This is a genomic window from Armatimonadota bacterium (assembly GCA_013359125.1).
Classification (GTDB): Bacteria; Armatimonadota; Fimbriimonadia; order Fimbriimonadales; family GBS-DC; genus JABWCR01.
In genome coordinates, this window is record JABWCR010000006.1 from 75,268 (window position 1) to 94,009 (window position 18,742).

General features: G+C 58.3%; 15 protein-coding genes and 1 tRNA gene. 9 read left to right on the top strand and 7 right to left on the bottom strand.

Translation table 11 applies throughout. The annotated features are described in order from the left end of the window. Nucleotides 1-76: 76 nt before the first annotated feature. The 5 genes from HUU60_04705 to HUU60_04725 all read left to right on the top strand — a co-directional run bounded on the left by HUU60_04705 (nucleotide 77) and on the right by HUU60_04725 (nucleotide 6,376). Nucleotides 77-1,144, top strand: coding sequence for a PEP-CTERM sorting domain-containing protein (locus HUU60_04705; protein ID NUL82012.1), 1,068 nt, complete (start codon nucleotides 77-79; stop codon nucleotides 1,142-1,144). Next, nucleotides 1,145-2,137, top strand: coding sequence for a Gfo/Idh/MocA family oxidoreductase (locus HUU60_04710; protein NUL82013.1), 993 nt, complete (start codon nucleotides 1,145-1,147; stop codon nucleotides 2,135-2,137). Further along, a complete protein-coding gene (gene lpxK / locus HUU60_04715) occupies nucleotides 2,134-3,114 on the top strand; it encodes a tetraacyldisaccharide 4'-kinase (GenBank protein NUL82014.1) in 981 nt (326 codons plus the stop codon). The genes HUU60_04710 and lpxK overlap by 4 nt, the downstream gene beginning before the upstream one ends. Continuing rightward, the gene (locus HUU60_04720) at nucleotides 3,107-3,997 is read left to right on the top strand and encodes a lysophospholipid acyltransferase family protein (GenBank protein ID NUL82015.1); all 891 of its coding nucleotides are present in this window, start codon (nucleotides 3,107-3,109) and stop codon (nucleotides 3,995-3,997) included. Before lpxK ends, HUU60_04720 begins: the two co-directional genes overlap by 8 nt. A 204-nt stretch (nucleotides 3,998-4,201) precedes the next feature. Next, nucleotides 4,202-6,376 carry a DUF255 domain-containing protein gene (locus tag HUU60_04725; GenBank protein ID NUL82016.1) on the top strand — a complete coding sequence of 725 codons (2,175 nt, stop codon included), beginning with the start codon at nucleotides 4,202-4,204 and terminating at the stop codon, nucleotides 6,374-6,376. 6 nt (nucleotides 6,377-6,382) lie between these two features. On the opposite strand, the gene lpdA is transcribed toward HUU60_04725, so the two are convergent. The 3 genes from lpdA to HUU60_04740 all read right to left on the bottom strand — a co-directional run bounded on the left by lpdA (nucleotide 6,383) and on the right by HUU60_04740 (nucleotide 9,336). Beyond that, the gene (gene lpdA / locus HUU60_04730; protein ID NUL82017.1) at nucleotides 6,383-7,801 is read right to left on the bottom strand and encodes a dihydrolipoyl dehydrogenase; all 1,419 of its coding nucleotides are present in this window, start codon (nucleotides 7,799-7,801) and stop codon (nucleotides 6,383-6,385) included. A gap of 134 nt (nucleotides 7,802-7,935) precedes the next feature. Further along, nucleotides 7,936-8,020: transfer RNA gene (locus tag HUU60_04735), tRNA-Leu, on the bottom strand. Nucleotides 8,021-8,052: 32 nt separating this feature from the next. Beyond that, entirely contained in the window at nucleotides 8,053-9,336 is a 1,284-nt protein-coding gene (locus HUU60_04740; protein ID NUL82018.1) for an O-acetylhomoserine aminocarboxypropyltransferase/cysteine synthase, read from the bottom strand. 39 nt (nucleotides 9,337-9,375) lie between these two features. Here HUU60_04740 and dnaB point away from each other — a divergent pair, with 39 nt between their 5' ends. Continuing rightward, the gene (dnaB, locus tag HUU60_04745; protein ID NUL82019.1) at nucleotides 9,376-10,752 is read left to right on the top strand and encodes a replicative DNA helicase; all 1,377 of its coding nucleotides are present in this window, start codon (nucleotides 9,376-9,378) and stop codon (nucleotides 10,750-10,752) included. Here the strand turns inward: dnaB and HUU60_04750 are convergent. The 4 genes from HUU60_04750 to HUU60_04765 all read right to left on the bottom strand — a co-directional run bounded on the left by HUU60_04750 (nucleotide 10,749) and on the right by HUU60_04765 (nucleotide 15,835). Continuing rightward, nucleotides 10,749-11,825, bottom strand: a complete 1,077-nt coding sequence (locus tag HUU60_04750) for a PilT/PilU family type 4a pilus ATPase (protein NUL82020.1) — start codon at nucleotides 11,823-11,825, stop codon at nucleotides 10,749-10,751. The genes dnaB and HUU60_04750 overlap by 4 nt on opposite strands. A gap of 14 nt (nucleotides 11,826-11,839) precedes the next feature. Beyond that, a complete protein-coding gene (locus tag HUU60_04755; protein ID NUL82021.1) occupies nucleotides 11,840-12,556 on the bottom strand; it encodes a hypothetical protein in 717 nt (238 codons plus the stop codon). Nucleotides 12,557-12,562: 6 nt separating this feature from the next. Next, nucleotides 12,563-14,014: an NAD(P)H-hydrate dehydratase gene (locus tag HUU60_04760; protein NUL82022.1), complete on the bottom strand. Its 1,452-nt coding sequence runs from the start codon at nucleotides 14,012-14,014 to the stop codon at nucleotides 12,563-12,565. Nucleotides 14,015-14,104: 90 nt separating this feature from the next. After that, the gene (locus HUU60_04765) at nucleotides 14,105-15,835 is read right to left on the bottom strand and encodes a hypothetical protein (GenBank protein NUL82023.1); all 1,731 of its coding nucleotides are present in this window, start codon (nucleotides 15,833-15,835) and stop codon (nucleotides 14,105-14,107) included. A 204-nt stretch (nucleotides 15,836-16,039) separates the two neighbouring features. On the opposite strand from HUU60_04765, the gene HUU60_04770 reads away from it, so the two are divergent. The 3 genes from HUU60_04770 to gmk are packed head-to-tail and all read left to right on the top strand — an operon-like array spanning nucleotide 16,040 to nucleotide 18,742. Further along, a complete protein-coding gene (locus HUU60_04770; protein ID NUL82024.1) occupies nucleotides 16,040-17,074 on the top strand; it encodes a lytic transglycosylase domain-containing protein in 1,035 nt (344 codons plus the stop codon). Between the two features lie 17 nt (nucleotides 17,075-17,091). Beyond that, nucleotides 17,092-18,087: an inositol monophosphatase gene (locus HUU60_04775; protein NUL82025.1), complete on the top strand. Its 996-nt coding sequence runs from the start codon at nucleotides 17,092-17,094 to the stop codon at nucleotides 18,085-18,087. Nucleotides 18,088-18,130: 43 nt separating this feature from the next. Further along, nucleotides 18,131-18,742 carry a guanylate kinase gene (gmk, locus tag HUU60_04780; protein NUL82026.1) on the top strand — a complete coding sequence of 204 codons (612 nt, stop codon included), beginning with the start codon at nucleotides 18,131-18,133 and terminating at the stop codon, nucleotides 18,740-18,742.

Consider the following 18,742-nt stretch of genomic DNA (forward strand, 5'->3'; position numbering starts at 1 on the left):
GCGCTGTCGTCTGGTATATAATGTGGGTTGATTGGGATTGGACAGGCAGGATTGCGAAAAAATGGGGTGAGATTCGATGTCCTTGCAGTATAAGAGTTTGGTTATTGCCGCAGGTTTGGCGGCGCTCGTGGCGGGCGCTTCTGCTCAGCCTTATAGTTTCCGCGCCCTCGGCACATTGGGCGGCGTTGATAGCTATGGCCGCTCTGTGAATAGTCAGGGCATGGTTGTTGGCTATTCTCGCAACTCCGCAGGCAATTATCGAGCATTCAAATGGGTCGATGGTCAGATGACCGACCTAGGCACTCTTGGCGGGCAGCGCAGTTATGCGTATGCCGTCAACGACGCTGGCATGATCGCAGGCGAAGCACAGCGCGCAGACGGCACTTATCGCGCTTTTCTTTATGACGGCTCTCAGATGATCGATCTTGGCACCTTGGGCGGCAACGAGAGCTTTGCGAGAGGGATCACTGCCGACGGCAAGGTCGTCGGTTCTTCCAGATTGGCCAATGGCGAAACGCGCGCCTTCTATTACGATGGCACGACGATGCGCCAATTGCCGACTTTGGGCGGCAATTTTGCCGAAGCTTACGGCGTTAACAGTTTGGGCCAGGTCGTCGGGCACTCCCGAAACGCTTTGGGGCAAAATCAAGCTTTCATTTGGGACCCGGCCACGAACCAGATAACAGGCTTGGGATCGTTGGGGGGCAGCGCCTCCATTGCGACCGGCATCAATAGCGACGGCTTGATCGTCGGGGCTGCGCGAAAGGCGTCAGGAGCCAATGCCGCTACCATGTGGCACAGCTCCGGTATTCTCGATATTGGCACCCTTGGAGGTCCCGAGAGCTGGGCTTACGGCATTAACGAGTTCGGCTATATCGTCGGTTCGTCCACAATGCCCAACGGCAGCGACCGCGGTTTCTTCTATGACGGCGAGAGCCTGCACGATCTCAATCAATTGGTGCGGTTTTCGTCCAGTTGGGTGCTTCAGAGAGGATTGGGCATCAGCGACGCTGGACACATTACGGGATACGGAAGCTTTAATGGCCGCTTGCAGGGCTTTGTGATGAACCCTGTACCAGAGCCTGCCTCGATGACTGCGCTTGCAATCGGCCTGATAGCCTTGGCACGGCGACGCCGTCGATAGATGCTGAGAATCGCGCTCATTGGGACTGGCGGCATTGCAAACGGCCATGCCCAGGGCGCTGAAGCGTTGCCCGATCTCGTTCAAGTAACCGCGCTTTGCGACACCGACCCGGCGCGACTCGCGCGTTTTTCCAAGCGGTTTCCCGACGCGGTCGCCGTCAGCGACTGGCGCGAACTCCTGGCGCGAGACGATATCGACGCGTTTGACGTCTGCCTGCCCCACCATCTCCATGCGCCTTGCATAACCGACGCGGCCAACGCTGGCAAGCACGTGCTTTGCGAGAAGCCGCTCTGCATGAACGAACGCGAGGCGGACGCGATCACTGAAGCCATCGAACGAAATCGGGTTACTTTGATGTGCGCCCACAATCAGGTCTTCGACCCTGCAGTGCGACGCGCCAAGCAGCTGTTGGACGAGGGCGCTATCGGCCATCTATGGCAGGTTCGCACGATGGATTGCTTTACGGCTCGCAACTACGCGCCAGGCGCTTGGGGATGGCGAGGCGACAAGGCGACCATGGGTGGCGGCGTGTTGATCGACACCGGCTATCATCCCAGTTACTTGCTATTGCACCTTGCCGGGCAGAGGCCCAAGAGCGTCTGCGCGATGGTCAGCAAGCACAGCGCGAATTCGTTAGAAGGCGAGGATACCGCCGAGGTGTTGGTGACTTTTGAAAACGGCGTTCGCGGCGCGATTCACACCAGTTGGGCCTACGATGCGCCGAACGGCAATTGGCAGTTTCACATGATCGGCGATAAGGGGCAGCTTTACGGGCGCGGCAACAAGATCTATGTGCAACCGACCGGCTTTCATCAGGGCGCGATGATCGAGTTGGGCGCTGTCAACGTATTTGCCGAGGAGATGCGCCACTTTGCCGAGTCTCTGCAGAACGGAACGCGCCCCGTGCAGGATCACCAGGACGGCATCGACGTGTTGAAGCTGATTCTGGGCGCCTACCGTTCTGTTGAAGAGGGACGAATCGTTACGTTTTGAGCACTGATTGGTCGTCGGTCTGGCTAAATCCTAATCCCCCTGTCTTGTTGCGTATTCTGGCCGCTCTTTATCGCTTTGGCTGGCGGGCGTATCAACTTTGGTACCGGCTTGGCTTCAAGAGGCCGGTACGGGTTGGGGCGCCGGTGATATGTGTAGGTTCCTTGCTTGTCGGAGGGTCCGGCAAGACGCCTGCGACGATCGCGATAGCCGAACTGCTCCATGTTCGATTTCCCGATCTTTCGATTGCGATTCTGACCGGAGGTTATGGCGGCTCGAAGCGGCATGAGACGACCGTAATCAATCCTGGCGAAAGCGCTCTGGCTGAGGAAGTCGGGGACGAGACGGCGATGATTCGACAGCGGCTGCCTTGGGCGCTCATTGTTGTCGGTCGCCGCCGGGTTGCCGCAGCCAGAGTCGCTGTGGATGTGGGCGCACGGCTTATCATAATGGACGATGGTTTTCAGCACTTGCCGTTGTATCGGGACATCAACCTTTGCGCGATGCCCGCTCGACTGCCAAACAACTACTGTTTACCTGCAGGGCCGCTTCGGGAGCCTTTGGACGGTCTGACCAGAGCAACCCGCGTTGTCAAAATGGACGACGATGCGATCAAGGTTCCTGGATCGCCGATTCGCCTGGACGACGGTCGGACGCCATTGCCGGAGGGCGCGCCAGTCATCGCGCTGAGCGCGATCGCTCAACCGGAAGCGTTTGAAGGCTTTGTTCGATCTCTAAACGTCGATTATCAAGGTTCTAAGCGTTTTGGAGACCATCACACTTACTTAAGGCCAGATATAGAGCCGTTGATGCAGAAGGCGTTTCTCGTTACAACCGAGAAAGATGCGACTAAGTTGGCGTTTTTGACCCCCGAGGAGCAAGGGCGCGCGTTCGTCGTACCGTTGCAATTGAGGTTTTCGTCGGAGTTTGAGCAGTGGCTAGTCGATCAAGTCCTGGGTATAAGTAGACGCGATGGGTAAGAAGCGTTTGATAAAGCGGGCCGAACTGTTCGCCGGTCGAAATGCGCTCAAGTTCTTTTCTATCTTGTTCCGGGCGCTTCCTTGGAATCTTGCCTATTCGATTGGTCGGGGGGCGGGGTCGGCGGCCTATCGGCTGAGCAAGAAGCGCAGGCGAATCGCCCATCAAAACCTGACGCTCGCTTTTCCCCATCTCTCTACGCAGGATAGATCGGCCATTGCTCGGCGGTTGTTCAAGAACCTGGGCATGGGGATCGTCGATTTCTTCAAAATGCCTTCGTTGTCGGACGATCCGTTTTGGCGTCGAGTCGAGTTTTGCGGCCAAGAGGCCATCGACGAGGCATTGGCAGAAGGCCGTGGATTGTTGTTTGTAACCGGGCATTTTGGCGCATGGGAGATTATGGGTTCGGCCATGGCCCGTCTGGGCTATGACTTTAGCGTCGTGGCGCGCGATACAAACGACGAAGAGACGACCGACTTGGTCAATCAGACGCGGGAGAAAGCGGGCATGTCGGTACACGCTCGCGGCAATGCGGCGCGATTCATCTTGAGCAAGCTCAAGGCCAACAAGGTGATCGGTATTGTTCCCGATCAGAACGCAGGAGATGCGTTTATCACTTTCTTTGGACATCCTGTAGGTACAGTGGTGGGTCCCGCTGTAATGTCGTTGCGAACCGGCGCGGCTATTGTAACGGCGTTTGCAATCCGCAAGCCCGACGGATCGATCAGAGTGGAGGCTGAGCGGATGGTTTTGGGAGCAGACGAACGGGCGATCATGCAGTCGATTCACGACGCGATTGAGAGGTATGCGCGAGCATACCCGGACCAATATTTGTGGATTCACGATCGGTGGAAGTCGGCGCGACAGGCTGGGATGCTGGGTTAATAGGGGGCTACAAATGAAAGAAGGCCAGTCCCTGGCCTTCATAAAGCTGCGGATTTTCCTTTGGATCCTCCCCAGCAGCGCGCCATCCTTAGCGTTGACGACACTATACCCTATGGGATTTCGGTTTGTCAACCCCTACGGGTAGCGTCGATAGTCGGACGTATTGGGTCATGGCGCGGTTACAGTCGGTATACTCCGGCAGATATGGCAAACCGACTGTCAGACGAGAAAAGCCCTTACCTCTTGCAACACGCGCACAACCCGATCGACTGGATGCCGTGGGGCGATGAGGCGTTTGAGAAAGCCCGCGCAGAGCGGAAGCCGATCTTTCTGTCCGTCGGCTATGCGGCCTGCCATTGGTGCCATGTGATGGAGCGCGAATCGTTTGAAAGCGAAGAGATTGCGCGGATATTGAACGAGCGATTTGTGTCGATCAAGGTCGATCGCGAGGAGCGGCCCGACGTTGACGAGGTTTATATGACCGCGGTGCAACTCATCACAAGGCGAGGCGGATGGCCGATGTCGGTGTTTTTGATGCCGGACGGCGATCCGTTCTATGCGGGCACCTACTTTCCGCCGGACGTTTTCAAGACTGTGCTGACGAACGTGGTGGCCGCCTTTGATCGGGACTACTTGGCGCTGAAGAAAGAAGCAAGCGCAGTGGCCGAGGCTGTGCGCTCTGCGCTCAACTTTAAGGCTTCGGAAGTCAAAGGCGAGCCGGACATTCGTGTTTTGGCGAACTATTTGGAGCAGACTCAGCGAACTTTTGATTGGGAGCACGGAGGGTTTGGCGGCGCGCCCAAGTTTCCTCCTGGCATGGCGCTGCCCCTGCTCTTGTGGGTCGCGCAGTCATCCGAACAGCCGGTCGCGCTACAAATGGCGCTGAAGACGCTTCGCGAGATGGCTCTGGGCGGATTTCACGATCTGGTCGGAGGCGGGTTTCATCGGTACTCGACCGACCGGGGTTGGTTTGTGCCTCATTTTGAGAAGATGCTGACCGACAATGCGCTTTTGATTCGAGCCTATGCGGAGGCTTGGTCGATAACGGGCGAGCCTGTCTTTCGCCTTGTTGCAGAGGCTGCGGCCGATTGGGCTTTGCGGGAGATGCGCTTGAGAGAGGGCGCGTTCGCCTGTTCGATCGACGCGGACAGCGAGGGCGAAGAGGGTCGGTTTTATACTTGGACGGTGGATGAAATTCGCGAGGTCTTGCCCGACGATAGCGCGATTCCGTTCTGCAAGGCGTTTGGCGCTTTGAAGGAGGGAAATTATCTGGAAGAGGCGACTGGCGAAGCGACCGGGCGCAATATCCTGAGGGCTGAGAGTTTTGAGGCGCTGCCGTCCTTCATGTCGGAACGAAGGGCTTTATTGGAGGCTCGGGATAGAAGGCCGCGGCCTTTGTTGGACGATAAAGCGCTGACCGGCTGGAACGGTTTGATGATCGGCGCATTGGCCTATGCGGGCGGGGCGTTCGACCGTACTGATTACATCGATGCGGCCCAGTTGGCTGCCGACTTTGTCTGGCAGACTATGAAGGTTGAGAACGGCTTGCTTCGCCGTTATCGGGATGGCGAGGCGGGGATTTCGGCGTTCCTGGAAGATTACGCGCTGTTTGGCGGCGGACTGGTGGCATTGGCGGCAGTTACGAAGGATTTGGACTATCTGCGTCGTGCTGAGACATTGGCCGATGAGATGATCGAACAGTTTGCCGATACCGAACATGGCGGTTTTTTCAATGCCGGATCGGCGAACGAGACTTTGATCGCACGTTCCAAGGCGGCTCACGATTCGGCTTTGCCTTGCGGCAACGGAGCGGCGACGATGTTCTTGGCGCATCTGGCGCTGGTTACCGACGAGCCGCGCTATCGTCAGCTGGCATTGGAAGCGGCGGGGTCGGTCTGGAATCTGATCCTAGCGTCTCCGCAGGGAAGCGAAAGCCTGTTGTATGCGCTGGCGATGTTGCAGCAAGGAGGGGTGGAGATTCAGGAGGCTGTGCCCGTGCCCCAACTGGAAGGCGGCGTCATCGCGCCAAACGTGCGATTGGAACCGGACGCAATCGTGTTGGAGCTTCTGATCTCAGAAGGATGGCGGGTTTATGCGCCGGGACATGCGCCGCCTAACATGACGCCGTTGCAGGCGACCTTCTCGACCGATTTGCCGTTGGAGTTGCAGCCAGCGGTCATGCCGCTGGCCCAGCGCGAGGGGGATTTCGCGGTCTATAAGGGCGAGTTGGCCATACGCGCGCCCTTTGCCGTTGCGACGGATGCTAATGTCGGCGAAGGCCGCATTCTGATCGAATTGACCTACCAAGCCTGTAGCGATAACGCCTGCCTTGCACCGTTGACGCTAAACTTGGTGACAAGGGTTGCGATTGGAGAGTAGCGCTCCTCACATCTTATGGATACAGTGCCCGGCGGCGTCGTGGAAGGCTTCCATCAGCGCTTCGGTCAGCGTCGGGTGCGGGTGGATCGTCTCGGCCAGATCGTCCAAAGTCGCCTCTAACTTGATGGCCAACACCGCCTCCTGAAGCAGGTCGCTAGCGTGAGGGCCGCAGATGTGCGCGCCGAGAATTTCGCCGTATTTAGAATCGGCGATCACCTTGACGATGCCGCCTCGCTCGTTGACCGCCATCGCCCGACCTAGCGAGCCCGGTTGAAACTTGCCGATGCGCAGGTCGTAGCCTTGCTCTTTGGCCTCTTTCTCGGTCAGCCCAACGCTGGCAATTTCTGGCACGGTGTAGACGACGTTGGGCACGGCTTTGTAGTCCATCTGTCGGCTTAAGCCGTAGCAGTTCTCAGCAGCGAAGATGCCTTCCATCGAGGCCACGTGCGCCAGTTGGATGCGGCCGGTGCAGTCGCCGATCGCGAACACGTTGGCTATGTTGGTGCGCATAAAGGGATCGACTTCGATGCCGCGCTGGTGGGTTTTGATGCCGAGCTCTTCAAGCCCTATGTTCTCGATGTTCGGCTTGCGGCCGACGCCCAACAGGACCAACTCGGCTTCGAGCATCTCGACGCCTTTGCCGGTTTCGATTTGAAGCTGCCACTGGCCTTTGACCCTCTCGGCGGACTTGGCCGATGCGCCGGTCATGATTTTGATGCCTTGGCGAGAGAGCTGTCGCTCGGCCTCTTTGGCAATGTCGGCGTCCATGGTGGGCACGATCTGATCCATCAGTTCCAGGACGACCACTTTTGAGCCCATGGCGTTGAAGACGTAGGCGAACTCAAGGCCGACCGCGCCGCCGCCGATGATAATCATCGACTTGGGCACAAAGGGCGCGTTGACCGCGTCGTCGCTGGTCCAGACGTTCTCGCCGTCCAAGCCCGGAATTGGAAGCTTGATCGCTCTAGAGCCGGTCGCGATGATGATGTTTTTGGCCGTTATCGCACGCTTGCCGCCTTTGTCGTCGATCACTTCGATCGTGTTGGGATCGACCAATTTGCCCGTACCGCCGATGTGTTCGATCTTATGTTTCTTAAAGAGGTTGGCGATGCCGCCGCGCAGGGTGGTTACGACTTTCTCCTTCCGGGCTTGCATTGCGGCAAAGTCGTAGCCAACGTCGCCATTGACCTGGACGCCCATGTCTTTGGCGTGCAAAACGTGCTGATACCGCTCGGCGTTGGCGATCATGACCTTGCTGGGGATACAGCCCCAGTTGAGGCAGGTGCCGCCTAAGAACTCCTTTTCGATGCAGCCTACTTTTCCGCCCATCTCGGCGGATAGTTGTCCGGCGCGGATGGCGGCGACGTATCCGCCCGGCCCGGCGCCTAAGACGATGGTTTCAAACTCATATGATGAACTCGACATTCGAGTCGCCTCCTCGGGTTGTGCGATGGAATCGATCTGCCCGATTAGAATGGGGTTGACGTCGGTTGTCAAAGCCCCTTCGATCATGGGGCTTCGGACAAGGGTTTGGTTCGATTCCATCGCGATTGGTTTGCTGGTGCCCGGGGCGGGACTCGAACCCGCACGGGCAAAGCCCAGGGGATTTTAAGTCCACCGCGTCTGCCATTCCGCCACCCGGGCCAGATCAGCAGATTTAGTATACCTATGGGCGATTAAACGGCGCCCAGGCCGCGATCCAAGTCCCAAATCAAGTCGTCAAGCGTCTCCAATCCGATGGACAGTCGGATCAGTTCGGGGCCAACGCCGCACATTTCGAGTTCTTCGTTCGAAAGTTGCTGATGGGTGGTGGAGGCGGGGTGAATGACGAGGCTCTTGGCATCGCCCACGTTGGCCAGGTGGCTGAAGAGCTGCAGGTTGTGGATGAAGCGTTTGCCGGCCTCCCGCGGTTCGTTCGATTTGAGGCCGAAGGCAAAGATCGAGCCGGCGCCTTTGGGCAGATAGTTTTGCGCTTTGGCGTAATCGGGATGGCTGGGCAATCCGGCATAGGAGACCCACGCGACTTTGGGATGTTCGCTGAGCCATTTGGCCACGGCGACGGCATTTTGGACGTGCCGATCCATGCGGATGGAAAGCGTCTCCAGCCCGAGCAGCAAGAGAAAGGCATTAAAGGGCGATAGGCAGGCGCCCGTATCGCGCAGCGTCTCTGCCCGTGCCTTCATTAGGAAGCCGTAGTGTCCAAACGTCTCATAAAACTTTAGGCCATGATAGGAAGCGGACGGCTCTGAAATGGTCGGGTAGCTGGAATAGTCGAACTGGCCCGATTCGGCCAGCACGCCTGCGATCGCCGCGCCGTGTCCGCCTATGAACTTGGTGGCGGAGTGGACGACGATGGTGGCGCCGTGCTCGATAGGTCGGCATAGCCAAGGGGTGGCAAAGGTGTTATCGACGATCAGCGGGATGCGATGGGCGTCGGCGATGTCCGCGACAGTGCGAATGTCGAGAATGGCGCCTTGGGGGTTGCCGATGGTCTCGCCATATAGGGCGCGGGTGTTGGGCTTGATCGCCGCTTCCCAAGCGGAGAGGTCTCCCGGATCGACGAAGGTCGTTTCGATGCTCAACTTTTTGAGGGTGTGTACAAACTGGGTGTAGGTGCCGCCATAGAGCTTGGAGGAGGCGACCAGGTGGTCGCCGGGCTGCATAAGAGTCATGACGGCGGCCAGTTGCGCCGCCATGCCGCTAGCGGTCGCTACCGCTCCTGCGGCGCCCTCCAGCGCGGCTATGCGCTCTTCGAAGACGGCTGTCGTCGGATTGTTGATCCGAGTGTAGATATTGCCGTACTGTTTGAGTTCGAAGAGCTGGGCGGCGTAGTCGGCGTCTGGGAAGACGTAGGAAGTGGTTTGGTAGATGGGCGCTGCGCGGGCGCCGGTGGCTCCGTCGGGAATCTGCCCGGCGTGAAGCATCCGAGTTTCAAATCCAAACTCTCGCCGGTCGCTCATCGTTGGCTATTATACTCAGGGTATGATTCGAGTCCCGAAATGAGCGTCATAGACCGCGTCTTGCCCCATTACGAGGATGCCGAGCTGAGCGCATTGGGCGCGATGATGCTGGACATGCACGCGGCCGAGGCGCTCTCGCACATGCTGCAGCCCGATGATTTCTATGCTCCCCGTCATCGCGTCTTGTTTAACGCAATTCAGGAGCTGACGCGACGGAGCGACGCAGTGGACCTCGTTACCGTTCGCGCCCAGTTGGAGCGGCAGGACTCGTTGGAAGATGCGGGCGGCTTGGCCTATCTGGCCCATGTGGCCGACTACACTCCCAGCGCATCGAACGCAGAGCATTACGGCCGCCTGGTGAAGGAGGCTTCGATCCTGCGAAGGCTCTACTTCGCTTCGCAAGAGATTTCGAAAATCGTCTTTCAGTCGGAACTGACGGCGAAAGATGCCGTGGACCAGGCCGAACAGTTGGTTTTCGACGTAGCCTCCGAGAAGGACGACCAGAAGCTGGAGTCGGTGGGCGCGCTGTTGACGCCCGCAATGGATCAGATCGAACTGATTCAAAAATCTGGTCGCGGGATGATGGGGCTGCCCACAGGTTTTCGCGATCTGGATCGGATGACCGCCGGTCTGATGAACGGCGATCTGATCATCATCGCGGCACGCCCTAGTATGGGAAAGACCAGCCTGGCGCTCAACATTGCAGAGAACATTGCCCACAGCGGCGAGGTAGCGGTCGCTCTCTTTAGTCTCGAAATGTCCAAGGAGCAGTTGGTTACGAGGTTATTGTGCGCTGAGGCCAAAGTCAATTCGCAGCGCATACGTCTGGGGGCCATCAGCGACAGCGATTGGACGAAGCTGACCAAGGCGTGCAACCGCTTGGATCGAGCGCCGCTTTACATTGACGACACCCCTGCAGCGACAATGTTCGATATTCGAGCAAAGTGCCGGAGGTTGAGAGACGAAAAGCCGTTGGGCCTGGTCGTTATCGACTACTTGCAGCTCATGTCCACGGCCAATCGGTCCGAGAATCGCAATCAAGAGATTGCGGAGATTGCGCGCGGGCTCAAGGCTTTCGCGCGCGACTTTAAGACTCCTGTGATCGCCCTTTCTCAACTGAGTCGAGCCATAGAAAAGCGCACCAGCAACGAGCCCTTGCTATCCGACCTGCGCGAGAGCGGCGCGATTGAGGCAGAAGCCGACGTCGTGATGTTCATTCATCGCGATCTGTACTACGACAAGAAGGAGGCCCAAGACGAGGAACCGGTCGAAGGTCACGACCGCACCGAAACGGCCGACATCATCATCGCCAAACAGCGCAACGGTCCGACGGGCAAGGTGCGCATTGGCTTTCAGCCTGACTACACCAAGTTTGTAACGCTGGAGCGCAGCACGCCGCCAGACGACGACTATTAGTGCCGCAGCATCTGGCGCAGTTCCGACTGGATGCCTGCGTAGTTGAGGGCGTCTTCCTCGGTGATCAAGCCCGTTCGAACGTACTTGTGCAGGCACTGGTTCATCGTCTGCATTCCCCAGAAACTGCCCTCTGCGATCGCGCGATAGATCTCGCCAAAGTGGGCGTCCTCGATCAGTTTGGCGATGGTCGGCGTGTTGATCATGATCTCGATAGCGGCGATTCGGCCTTTGCCGCCGGAGCGCGGCACGAGTTTTTGCGCCATAACGGCTCTGAGGGAGTTTGACAGTCGTTCGGCCACCAGCTTCTTGTCTTGGGGCGGGAACATGTTGACGATTCGGTCCAGGGTTTCCGCAGCGCTGGGCGTGTGGACCGTAGAGAAGACGAAGTGGCCCGTTTCGGCGGCTTGCAGACAGGTCTGCATCGTTTCTGGGTCGCGCATTTCGCCGATCAGGATGATGTCCGGGCTTTCTCGCACCACGTATCGAAGCGCGTCGAGAAACGATTCGCAGTCGATGCCGACCTCGCGCTGGCTGACGATGCTGAGCTTATCGTCGTGCACAAATTCGATCGGGTCTTCGATCGTTACGATATGGGACTTGCGAACGTCGTTGATGCGGTCGATCATGGCCGCCAGCGTGGTCGATTTTCCGCATCCCGTCGGCCCGGTGATCAGCACCAACCCTTGTCGCACTCTGCAGAGCCCGTCCAGAGTTTTGGGCGTTTGGGGGTCTTCCGGCCAAAGTTCCTCCAATTGAGGCTTATTGATCGGAATCAGACGAAAGACGCCGGAGACGGTGCCGCGCTGCTGATAGACGTTGGCGCGCACGCGGCAAGCGTCGGCTACGGCAAAGGCCAAGTCGATGGAGAGACGGTGTTCAAAGCGCGCGATCTGTTCGTGCGACATCATGCTAAAGCAGAGGTCGCGGGATTCCGATGGCGACAGCGTCTCCAAGCCCTCGAACGGTTGAATTTTTCCATCCAATCGAATGGTCGGGGGGCCATAGGCTTTGATGAAAATGTCCGACGCTTTCAGTTCAAAGGCTCTCAACACCAGTTCTTCCATCGTTACCATTGATCGTAAGTCTCCTATTGACGGGATTTTTCTGGGGCTATCGCGTTCGAATGCAGTTTTCGCCGCATTGTGGCATAGACGGCGATTGAAACGACCGTCGCGACGACAAAGCTGGCGAAAATCCCCGCCCAGAGGTAAGGAGAAGGCTGAGTCTGCCGGGCGGGGGGGGGCGGCGGTTCTTTTGGCGCGAGTTTCGGAATAGTCAGAGCTGCCGGGTCGTGAGCCTTGAGCCTTATAAAGAACTCCCATGCGCCTGGTTGTATCGTCGATCGCATGGAGAGCGAATCGGAATCAAATTGCAACGGGCCGGCATAGGCAACGGTTGCGGCCGGCAGCGCGATGATCCGAAGGGTGTCGTATTCGGCAAAAGCGGCCAAAATGGGATCGAGCCAAGCGGCGCCGGCGGTGGTGTCGATCAGTCCGGATGCCTGCGCTTCGACGACGGTCAAGTAGTCGGAAGGTTTGGGATTGTTGGCTAGAGTGCGCTCTTGCGACTTGACGTTAGTCAATGTCATGCCCGCTTTGTCTCCCATGGCTTTCGCATGGCGATCGACCGTTTCTCTGTCGGCTTTGAAGGCATAGGTCCAGGTAACGACTTCGGAACCGTTGCCCTGAGGCATGACGAGCAGTACGACGTCCGGCTTTGTAGACAGCGAAGGTTCGTCTTGGGAGAATGCGCATTGGCAGACCAAGATTGCAGCCATCATTGTCGAGCCAAGAACGCCGCGCATAGCGCTCTATTGTACCTGCGCCTTTTTGGGGCCGCCTATCAGCGCTCGGCTCAAGTCATCGGCTGTAAAGCCAAAACCCGGCGTCTTTGCCAGGTTTTGGCCGATTTTGGCGTGATGCCAGGCGCCTGCGATTGCGGCATTTAACGGCGAGAGGCCTTGCGCCAAGAGACCGCCTATCAGCCCCGCAAGAACGTCGCCCGAGCCTGCCGTGGCTAATGCCGGTTCTGAGACTGGGATCGCGAACAGTTCGTCGCCTTGGGCGACCAGCGTGCAGGCGCCTTTGAGCACGACGACGGCGTTGAACGCTCGAGCGAGTTCTTTTGCAGCCTGCATACGGTCGGACTGGATCTGCTCGACCGTTTTCTTAAGGAGTCTGGCTGCCTCGCCAGGATGCGGCGTTAGGACGGCGTTCGACATCAGATCGATCGGCGGTTTCTCTGCCAGCGCATTGAGGCCGTCGGCATCGATCGCCTTTGGGGCAGAGATTGCTTCAATGAGACTTCTGGCAAACGCTCTCGCCTTGTCGCTCTCGCCCAATCCGGGACCGATGATCGCCGCGTCTGTGTTCGCATCGAATGGGTCTTCAAGACTTTTCGTCATCAGTTCCGGGTAGTAGGCGGCTGTAACCGATCGTGTTTCGGAGGGCACGAACAGCGTTACCAACCCAGCGCCCGAGCGCAAGGCGGAGATGCCGCTGAGCGCGGGAGCGCCCGGCATAGAGGCGCTGCCTCCAAAAACGCATACCCGCCCTCGATGGCCCTTGTGAGCATCGGGCGAATGCAGAGGCCACAGATCGCTGGCATCGAGGACGACGCTCGCGATGCGCTCATCTTGGGTTGGCGCTGCAAGGCCGATGTCGGCGATTAAGGCGCGGCCACAGTGAGACGGTCCGTTTTGAAGATACAATCCCGATTTCGGCAGGCCCAAGGCAACTGTGATGTCGGCTCGTACGATTTCGCCTAGACTGGCTCCTGTGTCGGCGTCTAAGCCGGATGGGAGATCGACCGCAATGACAGGTTTGCCGCTTTGGTTGACAGCGCGAACCGCTTCGGCATAGACAGAAGCGAGGCTGCCGCGGGCGCCCGTGCCGAGGAGGCCGTCGATAATCAAACAATAGTCCGAGAGCGGCCCTATGCCTTGCCGAATCTCTACGCCAGCACACTGAGCGCGCTCGAGCTGAATTGTCGCGTCGTCCGACAGATCGATAGGAGCCGCGATCAAGAAAGCGGTCGTATCGGCGCCGCGCTGTTTCAACAGTCGAAGGGCGACCAAGGCGTCGCCGCCGTTGTTTCCCTTGCCGCAGATGGCTGCTACGGGTCCGATGGTTATCAGTTCGAGGGCCGCGCCTGCTACCGCTTCGCCCGCGCGCTCCATCAAGTCAAGCGAGGAGACGCTCGTCATGGCGGCTCGTTCCAGCAGCCGCATCTGTTCTGCCGTTACGATCGGTATAGATCGCATGTTTGGGATTGTACCTATCAAAGAAAGAAAGCTCGGTCGGAGCGGTTGCCCCGACCGAGCCGGAGGACTTAGACGCACAAGGCCTGGGTGCTACCAGTTTCGAAGAACGATGTCGGGGCCCAAGGGCGGGCAGTCCCAATCGTCCGGATAGCTAGCCGAACCGGTCTTTCGAAGGTGCACGCCGTACCAGACCACGAGGTTCTGGTTGACCGTGCTCTCTCGATTGGCGAAGCTATCGATCTTGATTTGCGTGCCGCTCTGTCCGGTGCCGCTGTCGTCGATCTGCTGATCGGTAGTGCCGTTGCCGGCATATCGAAGCACCCAGAGGTCGCCCTTGCCATAGTCGACGGGGCTGGTGCCTGGCCAGTTGGTGTAGCCGTCCTTCTCGTTCGGGATGATCTCGGCCACTTCGCCGCTGGCGGTGTTGCGCACTCGCCAGCGCCGGTCGACGCCTGGCCGCCGAAATCGCTTGCTCTCCATTCGGATCAGATCCCATCGAGCGCGCGGGTCGCGGGTAGGGTTGTCAATCTCCTCGACCACGTGGTCGGCTGTGCCGTTCAGGTCAAAGTCAAGTCGCCAATAGGCGTGGTGGGTTCGACCCGAGCAGACGCACGACTGCATGGTGTAGCCATACTTAAAGCGCGGTCGGATGATGCCGTCGCGATGGAAGCGCCACTCCATGATGTAGCGGTACCAACCAGCGGAGCACTCGCACATCATCACCAGTTCGTTGCCGCTTTCATAAACGCCGACTCCGGTGAAGTTGCCTGCATCGTTCCGCACGTCGCAAATATTGGTCGAGGGGTTGTTCGACCAGCGGTAGCCTGGACCTAAGTCTGTGCCCGTGGCGGTGATACAGTTCTCGTTGTACATCCAGTCTCGGTAGGGTCCGCAGGCGTTGCCGTCGTAGTAGACGTTCAGTACGGGCAGTCCGCCTCGCTTGAGCACGCGCTTGCCCATATAATCGACCGAGAAGATCTCTATCCCGCTTCCGCTGCCTCCCGAGGAGGACGACGGTCGCGTGGTATTGATGCGCCAGACGGGATTGCCGGTGGGCCACTCGATCCAGATGTTGCCAGCCAGGCCTCGGCCGTTCGATCCGCACGCGCTGGACGGCGCGCCGCACGCCATGATGAAGGCATCGCCAAACTCCACCGTATTGTTGACCAGATCGACCCAATAGACCGCATGATCGGGGTTGCCGGACAGGATGCCAGCGTCGTTAAAGTGCACGATGACCGAAACGGTTCGGTTGACGGGAGGCTTGCCGCCGATGGGCATTGCGTCAAATCTACGCTTGACTCCGGGCTCGGCGACGTAGTCGAGAACCGAAGGCATTCCTCTCGATGTCGTCGCGCGGCCTGTGCGGAGCGGCTCGCCAAACTTAGGATGCTGTCGGACGATCTCGACGGCATGGAGGTGCTCCTCCCAGCTCGATTCGGGCTGATGCTCCATGCGCTTGACTTCGACGTTTCGAGCGCGGGGGAAATCCGCCATGACCTCGAGGGGCTCGTTGCGGTCGTAATTGTAAATCTGTAGCCGATAGGCGCCGGGCGTAACCGGCAGTCCATTGCGGTCGAACGTCATTTCGGGGATGATCTGCACCACCCGATAGCGAGCGTTCTCTAAAGACTTCAGTTTGGGATGTCGCACAATGCCTGCGACGAAGTCCTCGATCATTCGGTCGGTTACTTCATAAGCCAGACCTGCCGAGATAGTTGTGCCGCGCACTGGCATCAAGTTTTCGCCAGTGGGGCGCAACGGCAACCGCATCGGGTTCTCGGTTTTCAAACCTTGCAACGCCCTGTACATCCGTTTCATCGGTGTAGTATCCTCCTGCTTTCATTGCGACCGCAACAGGCCGCGTAGTCTAATTATGGCCTATCGGCCGGGTTTGACCGGCAAATGGCGGCTTAAGGCCGCCCAGCCCATAGTATATTATACGGCGCTTTTGCAACGGTTCGGCTTCCGAGACGGCAGGAAATCTTGGCAGGCGCCGAAAATAAGAGTCCTGTTGGAGGATCTATGCGATCGACATTACTGATTTTGAGCCTATGGGCCGCCTTGGGCGCAGGGTCTCAAGAATTGGACGAATACATAAAGGAAAGACAGTCGAAGGGCGTGAAGGGCCTGACGACATCGGCCGCTATCGACGTTCTGGCGGGCAGTTGCACGATCGAAGTCGAAGGCATTGTTCAAGGCACCGTTTCTTGCGACGGCGCAATCTCAGTGCTGCTTAAGACGTCGGACGGGAAGAGCGTAAGCCTTCAATGCGCCCAGTGGCCGGAGTGGGCCGGGGTTGGTCGAACGCCTGTACGGGTCATTGTCCAATTCGATCGCGAGAACGAGATCGTGGCGCCTAGCTATCGGGCCCTGGCAGTGGCCGTCGCAAGCGAGGTCGCATTGTGGGAAGCCAAAGAGGCCGAGAAAAAGAAGACGGTCATTCTAGCAACAAAGAAACCGCCGGTGAAGCCGCCTACGATCAGACAGCAAACCAGCCGTCCGCTGACCAGTCGCGGAAACGTAACCGGCCGAGGAGAGCGGGTCTCTTGGGCAGCGTTCAAAGCAAATCTTGATCGATATTTTCCCGAGTATTACAACGCGGTGCGTCATTTCAACCCTCGATTGACCGACGCGCAGGCCAGGGAGATTGCCAACGCGATCTTGACGTATAGCTGCCACTATGAGGTCGATCCTCGGTTGGTGATGGCGCTGGTATTGGCCGAATCGGGTTTCAACCCCAATGCCACCTCTCGAAAGGGCGCGATGGGACTGGGACAGCTTATGCCCGGAACGGCTAAGGGCTTAGGCGTCTCGAACGCGTATGATCCCAAGCAGAACTTGGCAGGCTCGGTCCGTCTTTTGCGCGGTCATCTGGAAAAGTATTGGAACCAGACAGGACGAAAAGACAGTTGGGATCACGTCGTCCTAACGTTGGCGGCCTACAATGCCGGCTCTGGCGCGGTCCGCAAGCATGGGGGCGTGCCTCCGTACAAAGAGACCCAGGCCTATGTGGACAAGGTGATTCGAATCTACAAGCAGCTTTGCGGACAGCAGTAACTCCGATGAGTGTACTATTGAGCCGAGATCCCAGCTTCTACCTGTCTCGGCTCAAGTCGCTTCACTCAACATTGCGCGCGCATCTTCGTACGATGTCCTCTACGGTCGGCTCATCGACCATGTCGACGCTTGCTCCCAGCCATGAAGGCGATACTCAATATGGCATCGATGCCAGCATTGAAAGTTTGATGCTGGACGAGTGCCGAAAGTGGGCAGAGGAAACGCCGTTCGTGCTGATCGCCGAGGGATTCGAAGGGGACGGATGGCATATTTTGCCCGAGGGCACGGACTTGAATCGCGCCGAGTTCATGCTGATCATCGATCCAGTGGACGGCACTCGGCAGATCATGTACGACAAGCGGAGCGCCTGGATTCTGAGCGGCATCGCGCCGAATTTAGGGCACGAAACGACGATGGAGCACATTGTGATCGCCGTTCAGACCGAGATTCCGACGACGCGCCAAGCCCAGAGCTATCAGAGTTGGGCTGTCAAGAGTCAAGGCGCCCGATCGGACATTCACGACCTTCAGACGGGCGAATCTCGGGCAGTTTCCATCGCCCCGAGCAAGGCTGCCGGCGTCGAGCATGGTTTTGCTTCCTTTGCCAAATTTTTCCCTGCAGGCAAGGATCGGATTGCAGAGTTGGAAACCCGACTGTGGAAGGAGGTCGTCGAGCCGGACCCGCGCGGCAATCCGATGGTGTTCGAAGACCAGTACATGGCTTCTGGCGGTCAGTTGTTCGAGTTAGCTTCTGGCAGAGACCGCTTTGTCGCCGACCTGAGGCCTTGGGCGTTTAGGGACCTCCATAAGGATCGCCGACCTCTCTGCTGTCATCCCTACGATGTTTGCACCGAGCTGATCGCGAGGGAATACGGCGCCATCGTAACCGACCTTGAAGGCAAGCCGTTGGCCTCTCCGCTCGACGTTCGGCACGATGTCGGATGGATCGGCTATGCGAACGAGTCGATTAGACAACAGATCGAACCAACCCTGTTAAGATTGCTGTGGGGTTAGGGCGGGTGTGATAAACTATGGCTAAACGCAGGAGGAGGAGGAGATGAGCGCGACCAACCCAGTTGTTCAACAGTCTCAGCGCGGCCTGATGGTCGTCGTGTCCGGCCCGGCGGGCGTGGGCAAAGACACGTTGCTCGAACGGCTTCAGTCGGCTTGGCCGCGTCTAAAGCGAGTCGTAACCTATACGACCCGTCCGCCTGCCGAGGGCGAGCGGCATGGCGTGGACTATCTCTTTGTCAAAGAGGAGGAGTTCAAGCAACTCGTGCAAGAGAGCGCCTTTTTGGAACATGCTGTGGTCCATGGCAATCACTACGGCACGCCGCGGCGAGAAGCCGAGGCCTTTCGAGAGGCGGGCGACGACGCCGCGCTCAAGATCGACGTTCAAGGCGGCCTGCAGATAAAGGAAAAGAACCCCGACGCTGTCTTGATGTTCATTCAGCCGCCGGACATGGGGGAATTGGAAGCCCGAATGCGAAAGCGAGGCCGCGATAGCGAAGAGACCATACAACTGCGGCTGAAAAACGCTTGGGACGAGATGGCCAAAATCCCGTTCTACGACTATCTAGTAACGAACGACGACATCCAGCGCGCGGTCGATGCCATGCGCAGCATTTTGGTGGCCGAAAAGTCGCGGATTAGTCGCATGAAGCTCTAG

Excerpts from the sequence above, each read along its gene's own strand:
- HUU60_04720 (NUL82015.1), top strand. The coding sequence starts at position 3,107 with ATGGGTAAGAAGCGTTTGATAAAGCGGGCCGAACTGTTCGCCGGTCGA.
- HUU60_04740 (NUL82018.1), bottom strand. The coding sequence starts at position 9,336 with ATGAGCGACCGGCGAGAGTTTGGATTTGAAACTCGGATGCTTCACGCC.
- HUU60_04705 (NUL82012.1), top strand. The coding sequence starts at position 77 with ATGTCCTTGCAGTATAAGAGTTTGGTTATTGCCGCAGGTTTGGCGGCG.
- HUU60_04755 (NUL82021.1), bottom strand. The coding sequence starts at position 12,556 with ATGCGCGGCGTTCTTGGCTCGACAATGATGGCTGCAATCTTGGTCTGC.
- HUU60_04765 (NUL82023.1), bottom strand. The coding sequence starts at position 15,835 with ATGAAACGGATGTACAGGGCGTTGCAAGGTTTGAAAACCGAGAACCCG.
- HUU60_04725 (NUL82016.1), top strand. The coding sequence starts at position 4,202 with ATGGCAAACCGACTGTCAGACGAGAAAAGCCCTTACCTCTTGCAACAC.
- HUU60_04770 (NUL82024.1), top strand. The coding sequence starts at position 16,040 with ATGCGATCGACATTACTGATTTTGAGCCTATGGGCCGCCTTGGGCGCA.
- gmk (NUL82026.1), top strand. The coding sequence starts at position 18,131 with ATGAGCGCGACCAACCCAGTTGTTCAACAGTCTCAGCGCGGCCTGATG.
- HUU60_04760 (NUL82022.1), bottom strand. The coding sequence starts at position 14,014 with ATGCGATCTATACCGATCGTAACGGCAGAACAGATGCGGCTGCTGGAA.
- dnaB (NUL82019.1), top strand. The coding sequence starts at position 9,376 with ATGAGCGTCATAGACCGCGTCTTGCCCCATTACGAGGATGCCGAGCTG.
- HUU60_04710 (NUL82013.1), top strand. The coding sequence starts at position 1,145 with ATGCTGAGAATCGCGCTCATTGGGACTGGCGGCATTGCAAACGGCCAT.
- lpdA (NUL82017.1), bottom strand. The coding sequence starts at position 7,801 with ATGTCGAGTTCATCATATGAGTTTGAAACCATCGTCTTAGGCGCCGGG.
- HUU60_04750 (NUL82020.1), bottom strand. The coding sequence starts at position 11,825 with ATGGTAACGATGGAAGAACTGGTGTTGAGAGCCTTTGAACTGAAAGCG.